Origin of the sequence: Puerhibacterium sp. TATVAM-FAB25 (assembly GCF_046535855.1) — a bacterium.
Taxonomy (GTDB): domain Bacteria; phylum Actinomycetota; class Actinomycetes; order Actinomycetales; family Cellulomonadaceae; genus Puerhibacterium; species Puerhibacterium variabilis_A.
The window spans coordinates 1-18324 of sequence record NZ_JAXUAK010000018.1 but is presented as its reverse complement, the minus strand read 5'-3'; the positions used below and the strand labels follow the sequence as shown (position 1 = coordinate 18324).

General features: G+C 74.2%; 14 protein-coding genes and 1 pseudogene. 8 read left to right on the top strand and 7 right to left on the bottom strand.

The window, feature by feature from the left end; genetic code table 11:
• Nucleotides 1-20: 20 nt before the first annotated feature.
• Nucleotides 21-2315, bottom strand: a complete 2295-nt coding sequence (locus tag U5M74_RS13980; protein ID WP_410909538.1) for a DUF6049 family protein — start codon at nt 2313-2315, stop codon at nt 21-23.
• Between the two features lie 4 nt (nt 2316-2319).
• The gene (locus U5M74_RS13975; RefSeq protein ID WP_410909537.1) at nt 2320-3006 is read right to left on the bottom strand and encodes an NUDIX hydrolase; all 687 of its coding nucleotides are present in this window, start codon (nt 3004-3006) and stop codon (nt 2320-2322) included.
• A 485-nt stretch (nt 3007-3491) separates the two neighbouring features.
• On the opposite strand from U5M74_RS13975, the gene U5M74_RS13970 reads away from it, so the two are divergent.
• Together U5M74_RS13970 and U5M74_RS13965 are read left to right on the top strand one after the other, a co-directional pair.
• Nucleotides 3492-4910 (top strand): CCA tRNA nucleotidyltransferase, encoded by a 1419-nt coding sequence (locus U5M74_RS13970; RefSeq protein WP_410909572.1) that lies wholly within the window; start codon nt 3492-3494, stop codon nt 4908-4910.
• Between the two features lie 212 nt (nt 4911-5122).
• Entirely contained in the window at nt 5123-6160 is a 1038-nt protein-coding gene (locus U5M74_RS13965) for a type IV toxin-antitoxin system AbiEi family antitoxin domain-containing protein (protein ID WP_410909536.1), read from the top strand.
• 125 nt (nt 6161-6285) lie between these two features.
• Here the strand turns inward: U5M74_RS13965 and U5M74_RS13960 are convergent, their stop codons facing one another.
• The 4 genes from U5M74_RS13960 to U5M74_RS13945 form a co-directional block, all read right to left on the bottom strand.
• The gene (locus tag U5M74_RS13960; RefSeq protein ID WP_410909535.1) at nt 6286-7830 is read right to left on the bottom strand and encodes an MDR family MFS transporter; all 1545 of its coding nucleotides are present in this window, start codon (nt 7828-7830) and stop codon (nt 6286-6288) included.
• 215 nt (nt 7831-8045) lie between these two features.
• Complete coding sequence (locus U5M74_RS13955) at nt 8046-9359, bottom strand: MFS transporter (RefSeq protein WP_410909534.1); 1314 nt, start codon at nt 9357-9359, stop codon at nt 8046-8048.
• Between the two features lie 99 nt (nt 9360-9458).
• Nucleotides 9459-10550: an inositol-3-phosphate synthase gene (locus U5M74_RS13950; protein ID WP_410909533.1), complete on the bottom strand. Its 1092-nt coding sequence runs from the start codon at nt 10548-10550 to the stop codon at nt 9459-9461.
• The gene (locus tag U5M74_RS13945) at nt 10547-11206 is read right to left on the bottom strand and encodes a PadR family transcriptional regulator (protein WP_410909532.1); all 660 of its coding nucleotides are present in this window, start codon (nt 11204-11206) and stop codon (nt 10547-10549) included. The genes U5M74_RS13950 and U5M74_RS13945 overlap by 4 nt, the downstream gene beginning before the upstream one ends.
• A 365-nt stretch (nt 11207-11571) precedes the next feature.
• On the opposite strand from U5M74_RS13945, the gene U5M74_RS13940 reads away from it, so the two are divergent.
• The 5 genes from U5M74_RS13940 to rplI all read left to right on the top strand — a co-directional run bounded on the left by U5M74_RS13940 (nt 11572) and on the right by rplI (nt 15966).
• Nucleotides 11572-13989 carry a transglycosylase domain-containing protein gene (locus U5M74_RS13940; RefSeq protein ID WP_410909531.1) on the top strand — a complete coding sequence of 806 codons (2418 nt, stop codon included), beginning with the start codon at nt 11572-11574 and terminating at the stop codon, nt 13987-13989.
• 202 nt (nt 13990-14191) lie between these two features.
• Nucleotides 14192-14482: a 30S ribosomal protein S6 gene (gene rpsF / locus U5M74_RS13935; RefSeq protein WP_069983046.1), complete on the top strand. Its 291-nt coding sequence runs from the start codon at nt 14192-14194 to the stop codon at nt 14480-14482.
• Nucleotides 14483-14579: 97 nt separating this feature from the next.
• Nucleotides 14580-15158 (top strand): single-stranded DNA-binding protein, encoded by a 579-nt coding sequence (locus U5M74_RS13930; RefSeq protein ID WP_410909530.1) that lies wholly within the window; start codon nt 14580-14582, stop codon nt 15156-15158.
• A 101-nt stretch (nt 15159-15259) separates the two neighbouring features.
• Nucleotides 15260-15496 carry a 30S ribosomal protein S18 gene (rpsR, locus tag U5M74_RS13925; RefSeq protein ID WP_100422261.1) on the top strand — a complete coding sequence of 79 codons (237 nt, stop codon included), beginning with the start codon at nt 15260-15262 and terminating at the stop codon, nt 15494-15496.
• A 20-nt stretch (nt 15497-15516) separates the two neighbouring features.
• Nucleotides 15517-15966 (top strand): 50S ribosomal protein L9, encoded by a 450-nt coding sequence (gene rplI / locus U5M74_RS13920; RefSeq protein ID WP_069983048.1) that lies wholly within the window; start codon nt 15517-15519, stop codon nt 15964-15966.
• Between the two features lie 97 nt (nt 15967-16063).
• Here the strand turns inward: rplI and U5M74_RS13915 are convergent, their stop codons facing one another.
• Nucleotides 16064-17677: a carbohydrate-binding protein gene (locus U5M74_RS13915; RefSeq protein WP_410909529.1), complete on the bottom strand. Its 1614-nt coding sequence runs from the start codon at nt 17675-17677 to the stop codon at nt 16064-16066.
• Between the two features lie 159 nt (nt 17678-17836).
• Here U5M74_RS13915 and U5M74_RS13910 point away from each other — a divergent pair.
• Nucleotides 17837-18324: pseudogene (locus tag U5M74_RS13910) on the top strand (glycosyltransferase); the annotation flags it as partial.

Below are 18324 nucleotides of genomic sequence, written 5' to 3'. Positions count from 1 at the left end.
CTGCCTCTCGGGACGCGCGGTCAGGCGGCCGCGTTCGGGGTGGGGACGTGCTCGCCGGTGGTGCGCCGCTCGCTGCGGCCGCGCCGCACCGTGCGCCAGATGCCCGCGAGGAAGAGCACGCCGACGACGGCGGCGACCACGGCCGTGCCGACGGTCTCCCAGCCGGCCCGGACGCGGATCTGGAAGGACCAGGGCTCCGCGGCGACGGTGCCGTCGGGGGTCAGCAGGCGCACCTCGACGTCGACGTCGCCCGACCCGATGGCGCGCACCGGCACGCGGACCTCGCCCGACGCGCCGGCGGGGATCGTCGTCGTGGGCCGGGAGTCGACGGTGAGGCGCCCGTCCTCGGGCTGCAGCACCACGGCGACGGTGACGTCGGTGCCCAGGTCGTTGCGCACGAGCACGGGGATGTCGCCGGCCGCGCTGATGAGGGTCACGTCGGAGCGGTGCACCACGGACAGCCCCGCGCGCTGGGCGTCGGCGCGCTCGACCGCGGCGTCGACCGCCACGGACCGGTCGTCGGCCGCGGACCGGTACGCCACGGCGAGCGGCGCGGCCACGGCGCCCTGGGCGTCGGCGAGCGTGGCCGGGTCGGCGGCCGCCGACGCGAAGTCGGACAGGCCCTGCCGGGCGGCGTCCAGGCGGTGCACGGAGGCGACGCCGAGCTCGCCGTCCTGCCGCTCCTCGTCCTCGAGCGTGACCCGGTCGACGGCCGGCGCCGGGCCGTCGAGCAGGGCCCCGAGCGGCGTCACCGTGGTCCAGCCGGAGGTGCGCAGCGCCGTGAGCGCCGTGCGCAGCGCCTGGAGGTCGGGGTCCCACCCGCGCGGCAGCACCGCCACCACGTGCGGGGTCTCCTCGTCGTCGCCCTGGTTGGCCACGACGGCGGTCTCGGCGAGGAGCCGCTGCGCCGTCGCCGCCGGCGACGCGGCGAGGACGCCGTCGGCCGTGTCGGTGCCCGTGGCCAGGGCGTCGGACAGCGGGCCGTCGGCGACGATCGTGCGCAGCCGGCCGCTCGGCGTCTCCATCGCGGCGAGGCCGGAGGCCGTGCCGCGCACGGCCTCGTAGCCGTCGGGGACGACGGCGAGCTCGAGCCCGGCGGAGCGGGCGGCGCCGAGGGTCTCGAGGTCGGGCGCGGTGTCGCCGCCGGGCCACGCGAGCGGCTGGGCCCAGCCCTCCGGGACGTCCCCGCCGCCCGGCAGCGGGGTGCTGACGAAGGACCCGAGCGAGCCGGCGCTCAGGTCGGCGTGGGCGAGCGCGGACAGGTCGGGGTCGTAGGGCGGCAGCGGGTGCACGTCGGTGGCCTCGGCCATCCCGGCGGCACGGTCGGCCCAGCCGGCCACGGCGGCGTCGGACGACGCGCTCGCGGCGGCCACCAGAGCCGGGTCGACCGCGAGCGACAGCACGCCGCGCGTGCCCGACGCCGACGCGGCCGCGTCGACGGCGTCGAGCTCGCGGCTGAGGCGGCCGTCCTCGGCCGCCAGGGGCGCGAGGTCCTCGACCGTCGACCCGTCGGCGGGGTCGACCGCCGGGCCCGTGACGGGGGCGAGCAGGCTGAGCCGGACGGCGCCCGCGTCGGCGGCGCCCGCGGTGCCCGGCGCGTCACCGTCGGCGTCATTGTCGGCGTCGCGGTCGGCGTCGCGGTCGGGGTCCCACAGGAGGAACGTGCGCGCCGCCGCGACCACAGCACCGTCGCCGCGCACCGCCACGGACATCTCCCGCGGGCCGCGCGCGGCGCCGGTGAGGCCCAGGTTGTCGACGGCGAGCTCGAGGACGACGTCGACCTGGCCGCCGGCCGGGACCGTGGGCACGTCGAGGCGCTCCTGCGCCGTGGCGAGGCGGCTGGTGCCCTCGTCGGTCCAGGTGGCCAGCGCGCTGCGCGTGACGAGGGGCCGCCAGCCGACGCCGAGCTCCGCCGTCGCGCCCTCGAGCGGGGCGGCGGTGGGGTTGGTGACCGTCACGGTGACGCGGACGGTGTCGCCCGGGCCCGCCACCTGCGGCGTGACGGACCGCAGCGTCACCGTGACGTCGTCGTCGGCCACGGCGACGGGCGCGGTGGCGCCGCCGGTGGCGGCCGTCGACGTGCTCGCGGCAGCGGTGGTCGTCGCGGCGGTCGCGGCGTCGGCGGTGCGGACGCTCTCGACGACGCCGGCCGTGCGGTGCGGCGCAGCGGCGGGGGAGCCGGCGAGCGCGGGCGCGACCGCCGGCAGGGCGACGGCGGCGAGGGCGAGCGAGGCGGCGGCGAGCAGCCGCCGGACGCCGCGCCGCGGGCGCGGGGCGGCGCCGACCGAGCGGCCCTCGGGGGAGGTCAGGGGCACGGCGTCACTCCCCGGCGCCGTGCGCCAGGCCCGGGTCGCGGGCGAGGAGCTGCTGCGCGACGACGGCGAGCTTTTGCTCGTTGGGGTAGCTCAGGCGCTGGGGCAGCTCGGCCACGGCCACCCAGAAGGCGTCCTCGGCCTCGCCGTCGGGGTCCCCCTCCACGGTGAGGTGGCCGCCGGTCATGGTGAGCAGGTAGTGGTGCACCACCTTGTGGACGCGGCGCGTCTCGCCGCTGAACCAGTAGTCGATGATGCCGAGCGTGGTGCGGACGCGGCCCACGATGCCGGTCTCCTCGAACACCTCGCGCACCGCGGCCTCCGGCGGCGTCTCGACGCCCTCCAGGTGGCCCTTGGGCAGGCACCACTCGAGGCGACCGGCGCGGTTGCGGCGCACGATGACGGCGGCGTGCGGCCCCTCGGCGGTGGCGCGCACGACGACGCCGCCGGCGGAGGTCTCCTCGACGACCGGCAGGTGCTGCTGGGGCGGGGTGGTGGGCGGCAGGGGGCCGAGCCCGCCCGACCCCGGGGGAGCGCCGGGGGCCGTCCGCAGGGTCGACGGGTCGACGCGCAGCGGGCTGCCCCCCGGGGGCACGGGCCGCCCGCCGTGCGCCGGCCGCCGCGCCGGGCGCACGGTGGCCGGTGTCGCGGTGGCAGGGGTCGCGGTGGTCGGGGCCGCGGTGGCAGGGGTCATGGCGCCGGGGGCCGTCGGCGACGGCGGGCCGGGCAGCGGTGCGGCCGGGCGGTGCGGCCCGGGCTTCGGCCGGCCGTTCGACGGGAGCGCCGCGGGGCGCGGCGTGCCGTTCTCGCCCGTGCCGTGGGGACCGGCGTCGTGCGGTCCGGTGCCGTTCTCGCCCGTGCCGTTCCGGCCGGTCGCGGGACGCTGGCCGCCCTCGGACGGCCGAGGGGCGCCCTCCGCGGCCGGGCGGGCGACGCCGTCGGCCTCGGGCGACGGCCCTGGTCCGGGGCGTGCGACGCCGGTGCGCGGGGGCCCCGGGCGCGGCGCAGGCCTGGGGGCGGGACGTCCGGTGCGTCCAGGACCTCCGTTCGCCTGCGCCGGGGAAGACATGTGGACAACCCTACCGAGTACGCGACCCGCCCCCGGATCTGGGAGACTCGGAGGTCGTGTCGACCCCTGAGCAGGACCTGCTGCGCCGCGCCCTCGGCGTGCTCACCACGATGGCGCCGGCCGCTCTGGAGCTGGGCGAGCTGTTCCGCGCCGCCGGGCACGAGCTGGCGCTCGTCGGCGGACCGGTGCGCGACGCGTTCCTCGGCCGCGCGAGCAACGACCTCGACTTCGCGACGTCGGCCACGCCGGACGAGACCCAGGCGCTGCTCGCCCGCTGGGGCGACGCCCACTGGGACATCGGCAAGGCGTTCGGCACCATCGGCGCGCGCCGGTTCGCGCGCGACGGCGCGGGCGACGTCGTCGTCGAGGTGACCACCTACCGCAGCGACGAGTACGACCCGGCCTCCCGCAAACCGGTGGTCGCCTTCGGCGACACCCTCGAGGGCGACCTGTCGCGGCGCGACTTCACCGTCAACGCGATGGCCGTGCGCGTGCCGGACCTCACGTTCGTCGACCCGTTCGACGGGCTGGCGGACCTGGCCCGCGGTGTGCTGCGCACCCCGATCGCGCCGGAGCGCTCGTTCGACGACGACCCGCTGCGGATGATGCGCGCCGCGCGGTTCGCCGGCCAGCTCGGGTTCGCCGTCGAGGCCGGCACGCTCGCGGCCGTCGTCGCGATGGCGCAGCGGATCGAGATCGTCTCGGCCGAGCGCGTGCAGGCCGAGCTGACCAAGCTGCTGCTCAGCGACCGGCCGCGGGCGGGCCTCGAGGTGCTCGTGGACACCGGCCTGGCCGAGCACGTGCTGCCCGAGCTGCCGGCGCTGCAGCTGGAGATCGACGAGCACCACCGGCACAAGGACGTCTACCAGCACTCCCTGACGGTGCTGGAGCAGGCGATCGCGCAGGAGACCGGGCCGGACGGGCCCGTGCCCGCGCCCGACCTGGTGCTGCGGCTGGCCTCGCTGCTGCACGACGTCGGCAAGCCGGCGACGCGGCGGTTCGAGCCGGGCGGCGGCGTGAGCTTCCACCACCACGAGGTGGTCGGCGCCAAGCTCGTGGCCAAGCGGCTCAAGGCGCTGAAGTACGAGAAGCAGGTGGTCAAGGACGTCGCCCGGCTGGTGGAGCTGCACCTGCGGTTCCACGGCTACGGCGAGGGCGTGTGGACCGACTCGGCGGTGCGCCGCTACGTCACCGACGCCGGCCCGCTGCTCGAGCGGCTGCACCGCCTGACCCGCGCCGACTCCACGACGCGCAACCGGCGCAAGGCCAAGCGGCTGTCGGACGCGTACTCGGAGCTGGAGCAGCGCATCGCGGCGCTGCGCGCGCAGGAGGAGATCGACGCCATCCGGCCCGACCTGGACGGCTCGCAGATCATGGCGCTGCTCGGCATCAGGCCCGGCCCGGTGGTGGGGCAGGCGTACAAGCACCTGCTGGCGCTGCGCATGGAGCACGGGCCGCTCGGCGTGGAGCGGGCCGAGCAGGAGCTGCGCGCCTGGTGGGCGGAGCGCGAGGAGGCGCAGCAGGGCTGACCCGGCGGGCCGCCCGACGCGTGCTCGGGCTGCGCGACGCGTGCGCGGGCTGCGCGACGCGTCTGTCCGACCACCCTGATGCGGCCGACGGCTAGACAACCAGGACGAAACCCACGGAGTTTCGTCCTGGTTCTCCAGCCGTCGGCGGGTGGAGGCGGAGCTTGTCCACAGGGCTGAAAGCCGTCGCGAGCGTTCTCTGGTGCGCTGGTCGGGTGCGACCTGTGAAGCCGTGGCCCGACGACGTGGTCATGCTGCTGCGCCAGCAGGAGGGGCTCGTCAGGCGCGACCAGCTGACGGCTGCGGGCGTCAACGAGCGCAGGATCTCGCGGGCGCTGGCCGGCGGTCGTCTCCACAGGGTGGCGCACGGGGTCTACGACACGGTCGCCACCTCGCCCACCGGACGCGACGACCCGGACCGGGCCCGTGATGACGTGCACGTCCACCGACGTCGCCGTGCGGCGTGGCTGGGGCTGCTCGCGCACGGGCCCGACGTCGTCGCCGTCGGGCAGACCGCTCTGGTGCTGCACGGCATCGAGGGCTTGCCGCCCCACGTGGCGGTGGAGGTGGCGCGGCGTGATCGCCGGGAGCGGCGGGCGCGGGACGGCGTCGTCCTGCGCCGGTACGCCGGCCCGCGGGGGTTCCACCTGCGCCACGGGCGGCTCGTCGTGCCGGTCGAGACGGCGTTGGCGCAGGCCGTGCCCGCGCTGGAGCGCCGGACGGCGCTCGCGGTGCTGGACAGCGCGCTCCGTCGACGGCTCGTCACGCGCCGTGGGCTGGACCGCGCCCACGACCTCGCTCGAGGACGCCGGGGCGTCGCGCGCACGCACGACTGGTGGGACCAGGCGGACGGCCGCGCGGAGTCGCCGGCGGAGTCGTGGGCTCGTGCCGACTGCATCGACGCGGGCATCCCGCCGGACGTCCTGCAGCTCGAGCTCGTGGACGAGGTGGGGAAGGTCGTGGCGCGCTGCGACCTCGCCTGGTACCTCGGGGGTGGCCGCTGGCTGCTCGTGGAGATCGACGGGGCCGCCGTGCACTCGGCCGGCGGTGCGCTCTACCGGGACCGGGCGCGGCAGAACCCGCTCGTCGCCGCCGGGCACGTGGTGCTGCGGTTCACCGGCGCGGACGCGTGGTCAGGGGCGGTGTCACGGGACGTGCGTCCGGTGCTCCGCGCGCGGGCCTGGGCGCCGGCCCGGCCGGCCCCTCGCGGTCCTGTGTCGCTCCAGGGCAGCGCAGCGGGTCGCGCTCCGTGACGAGGCTGTCCCGAGGCGTCGACGCCGGCAGCCCACGAAGAGCGACGGCTAGAGAACCAGGACGAAACCGAGGAAGTTCCGTCCTGGTTCTCTAGCCGTCGGCGGGAAACGGGCGGCCGCGGGCGTCAGTGGGCGCCGTGGCCCACCGGGGCCTCCGCCGGCTTGCGGAGCGTGGAGCCGACCGCGACGGCCAGGACCATCACGGCCGCCCCGACGACGAACGCCAGGCGCGCGCCGCCGGTGAGCGCCTCCGCGGTCCCCGCGCCGTCGGCCAGCAGCGCCTCGGACCGGATGCTGAACAGCGCCACGAACATGGCCGTGCCGGCCGCGCCCGCGAGCTGCTGCACCGTGCCGATGGCGGCGGAGCCGTGCGAGTAGAACCGCGGCGTCAGCGACCCCAGCGCGGTGGTGAACAGCGGCGTGAACAGCAGGCTCAGGCCCAGGCTGAGCACCACGTGCGCCGCGAGCACGAAGCCCCACGACGTGTCCGCGTGCACGGTGGCCATCCCGGCCATCGCGACGATGACCAGCACGGCGCCGGGGATCACCAGCGGCCGCGGGCCGACGCGGTCGTAGAGGTTGCCGACCACGGGCCCGAGCAGGCCCATCGCCAGGCCGCCGGGCAGCACGAGCAGGCCGGTGGCCAGCGGCTCGAGGCCCAGCGCGTCCTGCAGGATCAGCGGCAGCAGGATGAGCGCGCCGAACATCGCGAGCATGCTCACGGCCAGCGCCGCCAGGCCCGTGGAGAACCCGCGCGAGGCGAAGACGCGCAGGTCGAGCAGCGCGTCGTCGGCCCGCTGCAGCGCCGTCTGCCGCCACGCGAACAGCGCCAGCACGCCGGCGCCGACGACGAGCGGCACGGCCGGCGGCACCGGCGACGCGCCGCCCTCGCCCAGCGCGGACAGCCCGAAGATCAGGCTGCCGAAGCCGACGGCGGACAGCAGCAGCGACGGCAGGTCGAGGCGCTTGCGGGCGCGCTCCGAGACGTCGCGCACCTTGACGGCGCCGAGGACGAGCGCCGCGACGGAGATGGGCAGCACGACGCCGAAGACGCCGCGCCAGCCCAGCGGCTCGAGGACGGCGCCCGACAGGGTCGGGCCCATGGCCGGGGCCGCGGCGATGACGAGCGAGACGTTGCCCATGACGCGGCCGCGGTGGTGCGGCGGCACGATGTTCATCACCGTGGTCATGAGCAGCGGCATCATGATCGCGGTGCCGCTCGCCTGGACGACGCGCGCGGTGACCAGCACGCCGAAGCCCGGCGCCAGCGCGGCCAGCAGCGTGCCCGTGGTGAACAGCGACATCGCCACCAGGTAGGACCCGCGCGTGCCGATGCGCTGCAGCAGGAACCCGGTGGCCGGGATGACCACGGCCATGGTCAGCATGAACACGGTGGTGAGCCACTGACCGGTGGCCGCCGTGACGCCGAGGTCCTCCATGATCGGCGGCAGCGCCACGCCCATGGTCGTCTCGTTGAGGATGACCACGAACGCCGCGACGAGCAGCAGGGCGATGACGGTGACGTGCTCGCGCGGCAGCCGGTCCGACGCCGGCGCGCCGGCCGGGACGCCCGGGCGCAGGTCGGCGGGGACGGCGGCGGGCGCGCCGGTGCTCGCCTCGGCCGTCGGTTCGGCGCGGGCGGCGGTGGGCGGGGCGGCAGCGGCGTCCATGGGGCCTCCGGTGGCTGGAAGGTGGTGGGGTGACCGCGGCGACGCTGCGCACGACCGATGTCTACGACGTCTCACGAGCCTGCGATATTCCCCGGCGCATATCGACCTGTTTTCGGGGCTCGGCTCATCGGCCGCCGTTCACTCGGGTGCACGGGCGCCGACGCCGGGAGACGACGGAGCGCGGCGCTCGCGGCCCGCGGCGGCGAGCCGGGCCCTCAGCGGCCGGCGACCTGCCGCGGCAGCTCCACCCCGCGCGGCTCGCGGGCGCCGCGTAGCCACATCAGCGCGGCCACCACCACGTACAGCACGGCGAGGACGGCGAACAGCCCGCGGGACCAGCCGTCGTCGGGCACCACGAACGCGGCCAGCGCCGCGGCGCCGACGAACGCGGCGTTGTACAGCACGTCGTAGAAGGCGAAGGCACGGCCGCGGAAGTCGTCGTGGGTGTCGCGCTGGACGATCGTGTCGACGGCGATCTTGGTGCTCTGCGCTGCCAGGCCGAGCAGCGCCGCGCCCACGAAGACGACCGGGCGCGACGGCGTCGTGCACAGCAGCAGCTGGGACGCGGCGGCGACCAGCAGCATGAGCGCGATCCACACCTGCGGGCCGGTGTACCGCGACAGCGTCGGCGTGATCAGCACCGCGCCCGCGCCGCCCACGCCGGTGAGCCCGATGACGATGCCGAACGTCGCGAGGCCGGCCGACGTGTCGCCGGGCGGGGACAGCAGGTTGCGCGAGATGAGGATCGAGGCGATGAAGACGACGCCGTACAGGAACCGGTGCGCCGCCATGACCAGCAGCGCCTGGCCGGGGGTGCGGCGGGCGGCGAGGTAGCGGGCGCCGGAGGCGAGGTTGCGCACGACGGCGGCGAGCTCGGCCCGCAGGTCGCCGCGGGCGGGGCGCTCCGGGCCCAGCTGGTCGGGCGCGAGCCGCAGCGCCAGCGCCGACGCGGCGGCGAAGACGACGGCGGCGCACACCAGCGCGGCGGCGTCGTGCAGCCGGCCCGGCGCGATCGCCAGCCCGAGCACGAACCCGATGCCGCCGCCCACGAACGCCGCGCCCGCGCCGAGGGTCGGCGCCAGGGAGTTGGCGGTGAGCAGCAGCGGGCCGTCGACGACGCGCGGCATGCCGGCCGACAGCCCGGCGAGCAGGAACCGGTTGACGCTCAGGGCCGCGAGGCCGAGCACCGGCACCCACGGGTTGCCGCCGCCGAGCGCGAGCATGACGCCGGACATCGCGAGCGTGACCACGACGCGCACGGCGTTGCCCCACACCAGCACCTGCCGGCGGCGCCACCGGTCCAGGAACACCCCGGCGAACGGCCCGACGATCGTGAAGGGTGCCAGCATGACGGCGAACGCCCCGGCGATGGCGGGTGCGGAGCCCTGCGACTCGGGGGAGAAGAACAGCAGCGAGGCGAGGCCGACCTGGAACATGCCGTCGCCCGCCTGCGAGACCAGGCGGACCGCGAAGAGCTTCCGGAAGCCCGGCAGGCGCAGCAGGGCGCGCAGCTCGGAGATGACACCCACGCGCTCACCCTACGGGTCGCCGGGAGCGCCGACGGGCGGCCCCGTCCCCGCGTGGGGACCGGGCCGCCCGTCGTGGCGGTGCGGGACTGACCGCGCAGGTCAGCGCTCGACCTCGCCGCGGATGAAGGCCTCCAGCTGGGCGCGGCCCTGCTGGTCCTCCATCTGCTCCGGCGGGGACTTCATGAAGTACGTCGACGCCGACAGGATCGGGCCGCCGATGCCCCGGTCCTTGGCGATCTTGGCGGCGCGGACGGCGTCGATGATGATGCCGGCCGAGTTGGGGGAGTCCCACACCTCGAGCTTGTACTCCAGGTTCAGCGGCACCTCGCCGAACGCGCGGCCCTCGAGGCGCACGTACGCCCACTTGCGGTCGTCGAGCCAGGCGACATAGTCCGACGGGCCGATGTGGACGTTGCGGTCGTCCTTCTTGCCGGCCAGCGGGCCGGTGAGGTTGGACGTCACGGCCTGGGTCTTGGAGACCTTCTTCGACTCCAGGCGGTCGCGCTGCAGCATGTTCTTGAAGTCCATGTTGCCGCCGACGTTGAGCTGGTAGGTGCGGTCCAGGATGACGCCGCGGTCCTCGAACAGCTTGGCGAGCACGCGGTGCGTGATCGTGGCGCCCACCTGCGACTTGATGTCGTCGCCGACGATCGGCACGCCGGCGTCCTCGAACTTCTTCGCCCACTCCGGGTCGGAGGCGATGAAGACGGGCAGCGCGTTGACGAAGGCCACGCCCGCGTCGATGGCGCACTGCGCGTAGAACTTGTCGGCCTGCTCGGAGCCCACCGGCAGGTAGGACACGAGCACGTCGACGCGGGCGTCCTTGAGCGCCTGGACGACGTCGACGGCCTCGGCCGGCGACTCCTCGATGGTGTCCTGGTAGTACGTGCCCAGACCGTCCATGGTCGGGCCGCGCAGGACCGTCACGCCCGTCGGGGGGACGTCGGCGATCTTGATGGTGTTGTTCTCGGAGGCGTGGATCGCCTCGGCGAGGTCGAAACCGACCTTCTTCGCGTCGACGTCGAACGCCGCCACGAACTCGAGGTCCCGCACGTGGTAGTCGCCGAACTGCACGTGCATGAGACCCGGAACCGTGCTGGCCGGGTCGGCGTCACGGTAGTAGTGCACGCCCTGGACCAGGGACGATGCACAGTTGCCAACGCCGACGATGGCGACGCGGATGGAGGTCATCCTCGCTCCTTCTCGTTGTGGGGTCCGCGCCGGGCGGCGCGGTCCCTCTCGGTGGTGATGAGGCCGTCGAGCCAGCGCACCTCGCGCTCGACCTGTTCGAGCCCGTGGCGCTGCAGCTCGAGCGTGTACTCGTCGAGCCGCTCGAACGTGCGCGCCGCGGACTCACGGACCGCCTCCAGCCGCTCGGTGAGCCGGGTGCGCCGGCCCTCCAGGATGCGCAGGCGGGTGTCGGCGTCGGTCTGCGCGAACAGCGCGAACCGGACGTCGAAGCTCTCGTCCTCCCAGGCCGCGGGGCCCGAGGACGCGAGCACGGCCTGGAGGTGCTCCTTGCCCTCGGCCGTCAGCTCGTAGACGATGCGCGCCCGCCGTCCGGCCACCCGGGAGGGGGCGGCCGCGGCGTCGGGCCCGCCGGCGGCGCGGCGCGCCGCGCGCGCCTTGCCGCCCCGAGCGGGCGGGGCGGCCGGCGCCGGCTCGGCCGCGGCGATGAGGCCGCGGGCCTGCAGCGACTTCAGCGCCGGGTAGAGCGTGCCGTAGGAGAACGCACGGAACCGGCCCAGCAGCAGGGACAGCTGCTTGCGCAGCTCGTACCCGTGCAGCGGGGAGGAGCTGAGGACGCCGAGGACGGCGGTCTCCAGCAGGTCGGAGCGGCTGCGCACGGCGGGCCCCCCTCCGTCGTCCCCGGGGCGCCCGGGGCGCCGGCTTGTCGTCTCGATGTCGTCTCGATGTCATCTCGACGTATCGAGTCGATACATCGTGGTCACCAGACCATAGGCCCGCGCACCCGGCCGCGCAATCACCGCCGCCCGGTTTGTGAAGGTTCAGCGGAGCCACGGGGGCTCCCGGGGGGAGAGGCCGGGCGGATCACGACGGGACGGGGCGCCTGGCCGGGCCGGGGGAAGGGGCATCGCCTAGGGTTCTTGATTGGCCCCGTGCGCCCGGGCTGCCGTGACCCGCCGGTGCTCCCGCCGGTCGCGAGCCGCGGCGGCGCGGAGCGGACGATCCCCCAGCAGGAAGGCAGGACGTGGCGAGCACGCGGAACGCAGCGCGACCGGCCCGGCAGTCGGCCCGCCGACGCCGGTTCTGGAACTACCCGCGCCCGAACAAGGGCCCGGTCGGGCGCTGGCTGCCGTCGTGGCGCATCATCCTCGGCGCGATCCTCGCCCTCGTCGCGCTCGGCGTGGGCGCGTTCGCGATGGCGTGGGCGTCGGTGCGGATCCCGGACAACCTCGACTCGGTCAACGACCAGGCCACCTCGGTGTACTGGGCGGACGGCTCCGAGATGGGCACGTTCGCGCTGCAGAAGCGCGTCATCGTCAACTACGAGGACCTGCCGAAGCACATCGGCGACGCCGTCGTCGCGTCGGAGGACCAGTCCTTCTGGACGAACATCGGCATCGACCCGAAGGGCATCGTCCGCTCGGCGTGGAACAACGTGCGGGGCGGATCGCTGCAGGGCGCCTCGACGCTCACGCAGCAGTACGTCGAGCGCTACTACACCGACACCACCACCTCCTACGTCGGCAAGGCGAAGGAGGCGATCATCGCGCTGAAGGTCGCCCAGGCCCAGCCCAAGGAGCAGGTGCTCGAGAACTACCTCAACACCATCTACTGGGGCCGCGGCGCGTACGGCGTCGAGGCGGCGTCGCAGGCGTACTTCGGCAAGTCGGCCAAGGACCTCACCTACTCGGAGTCGGCCCTGCTGGCGGGCGTGATTCCCTCGCCCAGCAACTGGGACCCGGAGGTCAACCCCGAGCAGGCGCAGGCCCGCTGGGAGCGCTCGATCGACCGCATGGCCGAGGCGGGGTACATCACCGACGCCGAGCGGCAGCAGGCGCAGTTCCCCGAGGTGAAGCCCAAGCCGGCGGCCTCCAACAGCAAGGGCGGTCAGACCGGCTACATCCTCGAGGAGGTGCGCAAGGAGCTCGTGCGCTCCGGGCAGTTCACCGAGGAGCAGCTCGACACCGGCGGCTACAAGATCACCACGACGATCGACCCGAAGCTGCAGCAGACCGCGGCCGACACGGCGGCGGGGCTGTGGCAGGGCGACGACCCCGCCAGCCCGGACCTGCGCGCGGCGATCGTCTCCATCGACCCGAACACCGGGGAGATCCGCGCGCTGTACGGCGGCCAGGACTACGTGGAGCAGCCGTTCAACACGGCCACCCAGGACCACTTCCAGGCCGGCTCGACGTTCAAGCCGTTCACGCTCATCGCCGCGCTGCGCGACGGGCACAAGCTCACCGAGCGGTTCAACGGCAACAGCGGCCTGCGCCTGCCCGGCTGGGAGGACACCGAGTTCGGCCTGCGCAACTTCGGTGACCAGCCGTGGGGGCGGATCAACCTCATCACCGCCACGGCGCACTCGGTGAACACGGTGTACGCCGCGCTGAACCTGGAGATCGGCCCGGAGAAGACGGTCGAGACGGCCGTGGACCTCGGCATCCCCGAGGACACGCAGGACCTGGACGCGGTGGCGTCGAACGTGCTCGGCACGGCGTCGGTGCGGCCCGTCGACCTGGCCGCGGCGTACTCGACCATCGCCGCGCAGGGCCAGCGCACGACGCCGCACCTCGTGGCGTCGGTGACCACCCTCGACGACGAGCCGGTCTACTCGGGCCCGACGAAGCAGACCGAGGTCGTCGACCCCGACGTCATGGCCGCGGCCACGTACGCGATGACCAAGGTGGTCGAGGACGGGTCCGGCAAGGTCGCCCAGGAGGTGCGCGGCCCGAACGGCGAGCACCGCCCGATCGCCGGCAAGACGGGGACCTCGAACGACAACATGTCGGCCTGGTTCGCCGGGTTCACGCCGCAGCTGGCCACCGTCGTCGGCCTGCACCAGGTGGAGAACGTCGACGGCAAGGCCACCACCGTGCCGATCGAGGACTTCGGCGGCTACGACGAGATCACCGGTTCGACGTGGCCGGTGCGGGCGTGGACCGACTACATGAAGGTGGCGCTCGAGGGCGTGCCGGTCGAGGACTTCCCGGCCTACACGCCGCCCGTCACGCGGTCCACGGCGCAGCCGTCGCCCACGCCCTCGGACACGCCGTCGCCGACCCCGACGCCGTCCGAGACCCCGGAGGAGGAGCTCGTCACCGTCCCGGGCGACATGGTGGGCTGGCAGGTGGGCCCGGCGCAGAACACCCTGGCGAACCTCGGCCTGCAGGCCGCGATGCAGGAGCAGCCGTCCGACCAGCCGAAGGGCACGGTCATCCAGGTCGGCTCGGCGGGCCAGCAGGTGCCGAAGGGCTCCACGGTCGCGCTGATCGTGTCGTCCGGCCCGGAGCAGGAGCAGGAGGAGGAGCCGGAGCCCGAGCCGGAGCCCACGGAGACCGAGGAGCCGCAGCCGAGCGCCAGCCCCACGCGGGGCCAGGGGCCGAACGGCCTCCTCGGCGGCGGCAACAACGGCACGGGCAACGGCAACCGCGACGGCTGACCCGCCCCGCACGCTCTGCACCCCCGCACCCCCGTCGGTCCCCACGACCGGCGGGGGTGCGGTTTCGTCTCCCGGCTCCCGGCGCGTATCCTTGTGGACTGTCTGTGCCCACGCCCCGCCCTGGGGGAGGGCACGACGACGCGTTGAACCCTCCTGTCACGGACGGACCGTGACCGCACAGACCAGAGGAGGTGGGTGACTCATGCGTCAGTACGAGCTGATGGTGATCCTGGACCCGGAGGTCGAGGAGCGCACCGTGGCCCCGTCGCTCGAGAAGTACCTGTCGGTGATCTCGAACGAGGGCGGCAGCGTCGACAAGGTGGACATCTGGGGCCGTCGCCGCATGGCGTACGACATCAACAAGAAGTCCGAGGGCATCTACGCCGTCGTCGACTTCACGTCCTCCGTGGAGACCGCCAAGGAGCTCGACCGCCAGCTGGGCCTCAACGAGGCCGTGCTGCGGACCAAGATCCTGCGCGCGGACGCTCGCTGAGACCGAACCGGACTCTCCCCTTCCCGTCACGCCTCCTGTGGGAGGCTCGTGATGGGATCCCCCTCAAGCCCGTCCCGGACGAACGAAGGAGCTAGGCATGGCTGGTGAGACCGTCATCACGGTGGTCGGAAACCTGGTTGCGGACCCGGAGCTGCGGTTCACGCCCTCGGGCGCCGCGGTCGCCAACTTCCGCATCGCGTCCACGCCGCGCACCTTCGACCGCCAGGCCAACGAGTGGAAGGACGGCGAGTCGCTGTTCCTGTCCTGCTCGGTCTGGCGCGAGGCTGCGGAGAACGTCGCCGAGTCGCTGACGAAGGGCATGCGCGTGATCGTGCAGGGCCGTCTGACGCAGCGCTCGTACGAGACCCGTGAGGGGGAGAAGCGCACCGTCGTCGAGCTGCAGGTCGACGAGGTGGGCCCGTCGCTGAGGAACGCCACGGCGAAGGTGACCCGCACGCAGCGATCTGGCGGCGGCGGTGGCGGCTTCGGTGGCGGCGGCGGTGGCTACGGCGGCGGCGGCCAGGGGGGCTTCGGCTCCCAGGGCGGCGGCGGTGGCTACGGCGGCGGCCAGGGCGGAGGGTTCGGTTCCTCCGGTGGCGGTCAGCAGAACGACCCGTGGGCCACGGCTGGCCCCGCGTCGTCGGGTGGCGCGTTCAACGACGAGCCCCCGTTCTGACCGACCGGCACCTCATCCCGGACCATCACGTCCCGCACGACGCCGGCCGCTCCCGCGGCCCGGCGTCCGGCCGGGACAGCACCTGAAGAAGGAGCAACACCATGGCGAAGCCTGTGGTGCGCAAGCCCAAGAAGAAGGCCAACCCGCTCAAGACGGCCAAGATCGAGTCCGTCGACTACAAGGACACCGCGCTGCTGCGCAAGTTCATCTCCGACCGCGGCAAGATCCGCGCGCGTCGCGTGACCGGCGTCTCCGTCCAGGAGCAGCGCCAGATCGCCCGTGCCGTGAAGAACGCCCGCGAGATGGCGCTGCTGCCGTACTCGTCCTCGGCCCGCTGACCGGAAAGGATCGCAGAATCATGGCCAAGCTGATCCTGACCCACGAGGTGACCGGTCTCGGCGAGCCCGGCGACGTCGTCGAGGTGAAGGACGGGTACGCCCGTAACTACCTCCTGCCCCGCAACCTCGCGACCCCGTGGACCAAGGGCTACGAGTCGCAGGTCGCCGCCATCCGCAAGGCCCGCAAGGCCCGCGAGATCGCGACGCTGGACGAGGCGAAGGCGGCCGCCGAGCGGCTGTCGCAGACCAACGTCGTCGTCAAGGCGAAGTCGGGCGACTCCGGCCGCCTGTTCGGCGCGGTGACCACCGGCGACATCGCCGGCGCCGTCACCGAGGCCGGCGGCCCGTCGGTCGACAAGCGCAAGATCGAGATCGGTCAGCCGATCAAGTCGACCGGTGACTACACCGTGTCGGTCCGCCTGCACCCCGAGGTGTCGGCGAAGATCGCCGTGAAGGTCGTCGCTGCCTGACCGACGTCGGTCCGCCCGACGCCGGTCGACGACAGCCGACCGACACCGAAGGCCCCGGCTCCCTCGCGGGAGCCGGGGCCTTCGCGCATCCCGGGACTCAGCCGCGGTCCGCGTCCTTCGCAGCATCGTCCGCCGCGTCGTCCGCCGCGTCGTCCGCCGCGTCGTCCGCCGCGTCGTCGACGAGCTCGCGCACCGCGCTCTGGTCGAGCGCCAGCCAGGGGGAGGCACCCGGGTCGTTGAAGGACCGCTCGGGGGCGTCCCCGAGCGTCCACCAGCGGGCCTCGTACACGGCGTCGTCCCGCAGCACGCGGTCCCCGGCCTCGTAGGTGCGCTCCGGGTCCCACTCCGGGAAGAGCCCGTCGGGGATCTTCACGGTCGGTGCGGGGTCCTCGCCCGGGAGCACGGGGCCCAGCAGGGTCCACGGCGTCTCCCACTCCTGGAGCACCGGGTTGTCGGGCACGTCGCCGCTGGTCCACCACTTGGCCTCGTACACGCTGCCGTGCCAGACCACCTTGCTGCCCGCGCCGTACGCGGCGCCCTCGGACCAGATCGGGTAGGGGCTGGTCTCGGGGTCGTCCGGCGCCGGCGTGGCCGGCGCCTCCGCCACCGTCTCGGCGGCCGCCGAGTCGGCGGGGCTACCGGTGAAGCCCGCCGCGAGGAGGGGAGCGAAGCGGTCGTCGCCCTGCTCGACGCCGCTGCACGCGTCGGAGACGACCGTCGTCTCGGCATAGTTCACGCTGCAGGTGCGGTCACGGTTGAGCGACCACATCGACATGCGGCCGACGCCGCGCTCGACCGCGAAGGCATTGAGGGCGCGGGCGTCGTCGAGGCCGAGGACGTCACCGGCGACGTCGTTCTGGCCGATCATCGGCGTCGCGCCGATCTTGCGCCACAGCGAGGCGGGCCCGAGCGGGAGGTCCGCCCGGGCGTACAGCGCGTCGAGCTGGCGGTGCAGCGCCTCGAGCGAGTCCTGCGCGGCGTCGGACATCGAGCCCTCGGCGTCGAAGTTCATCGTCATCGCGTTCACGCCGGCCAGGTCGACGCCCGCCGCGAGGAACGCCGCGACCGCGTCGGTGCCCTCCTCGATGAGCCCGCCGGTCCCGACGGGGAGGGTGAGCCAGACGGCGAGATCCTGGTCCGCCGCGCGCCGAGCCGTCTGCAGCGACGCGACCGCCTCCGCACGCCGCGCCATGGCCGCCTCGTCCTTGAGCGCGTCGCCCTCGAGGTCGAGGTCGATCGTCGTGAGGGCGTACCGGTCGATCACCTCCGTGTAGGCGTCCTCGAGCTCGTCCACGGTGCCGCACGCGTCGCCCAGCTCGCTGTTGAGCAGGCCTCCGAACGAGACGACCACGTCGTGGCCCTGGTCGCGCACCCGCTGGATGCGCCGGTCCAGGTCGAGGGACGTGGCCGCCTCGTCGAGCGTGTAGGCCGTGCCCCAGGTCGGCTCGCAGCGGTCGGGTGCCGCTGCGACGACGAACGACAGGACCACGTCCCCGGCGGCGTCGTCGGTCGGCGCCTCGAAGGCGTACGTCGGGGTCGCGGTGACGTCGACGTACGCGGCGAACCACGGGTCGCTCGAGGCCTCGGCCTGGGCGACGTCGCGGGCGGAGGCGTACTCGCGCCAGCCGAGGCCGGCGACGACGGCGCACACGAGGACGAGGACCCCGAACCGCACCCACGAGAAACGGCGGCCGGCAAAAGCTTGGGGCACGGATAGTCCCTTGTTCGTCGGAGAATTGACGGGAGAGGTGCGGGTCAAGGATATTCGCACCAGCTCAATGCCTAGAGAACCGGAAATGGACAAACCGGCGTGAAATCGAATAAAGCAGGGGGACTCGGTCGCGCGCGCACGGACGCGGCCGAGCAGGACGTGCGGGACGTGCAGGCCGAGCAGGAGGCGACGCCCGAGCAGGGACGGCGGCGGCAGTGGGGCGCCGAGCGGGCGTCGGCGCCGCTGTCGATCATGCACCCGCAGCCCGCGCCCCACGCCATCGCGCTGGGCCGGCTCGCGATGCTGGCGACCGTCGCCTGCTGGGCGGTCTACGTCGTCACGACGGTGCTGCGCGAGCTCGTGGAGAACGACGACTTCGACCTGCGGCTCACGCTCGAGCTCGTCTCCTACCTCGTCGTCGTCACCTTCCTGACCTTCTCGGCGCTGATGTACCTGATCGCCCGGCAGGGCGCGCTGTACCGGTTCCGGGACCACCGCCGCGTGCCGCGCGCGGAGCTGGACCGGCACTTCGACGGCGGCTACGACCGACGGATCACGGTGCTGGTGCCGTCGTACATCGAGGAGCCGGCCGTCGTGCGCCAGACGCTGTGGTCGGCGGCGCTGCAGGAGTTCCCGGACCTGCGGAT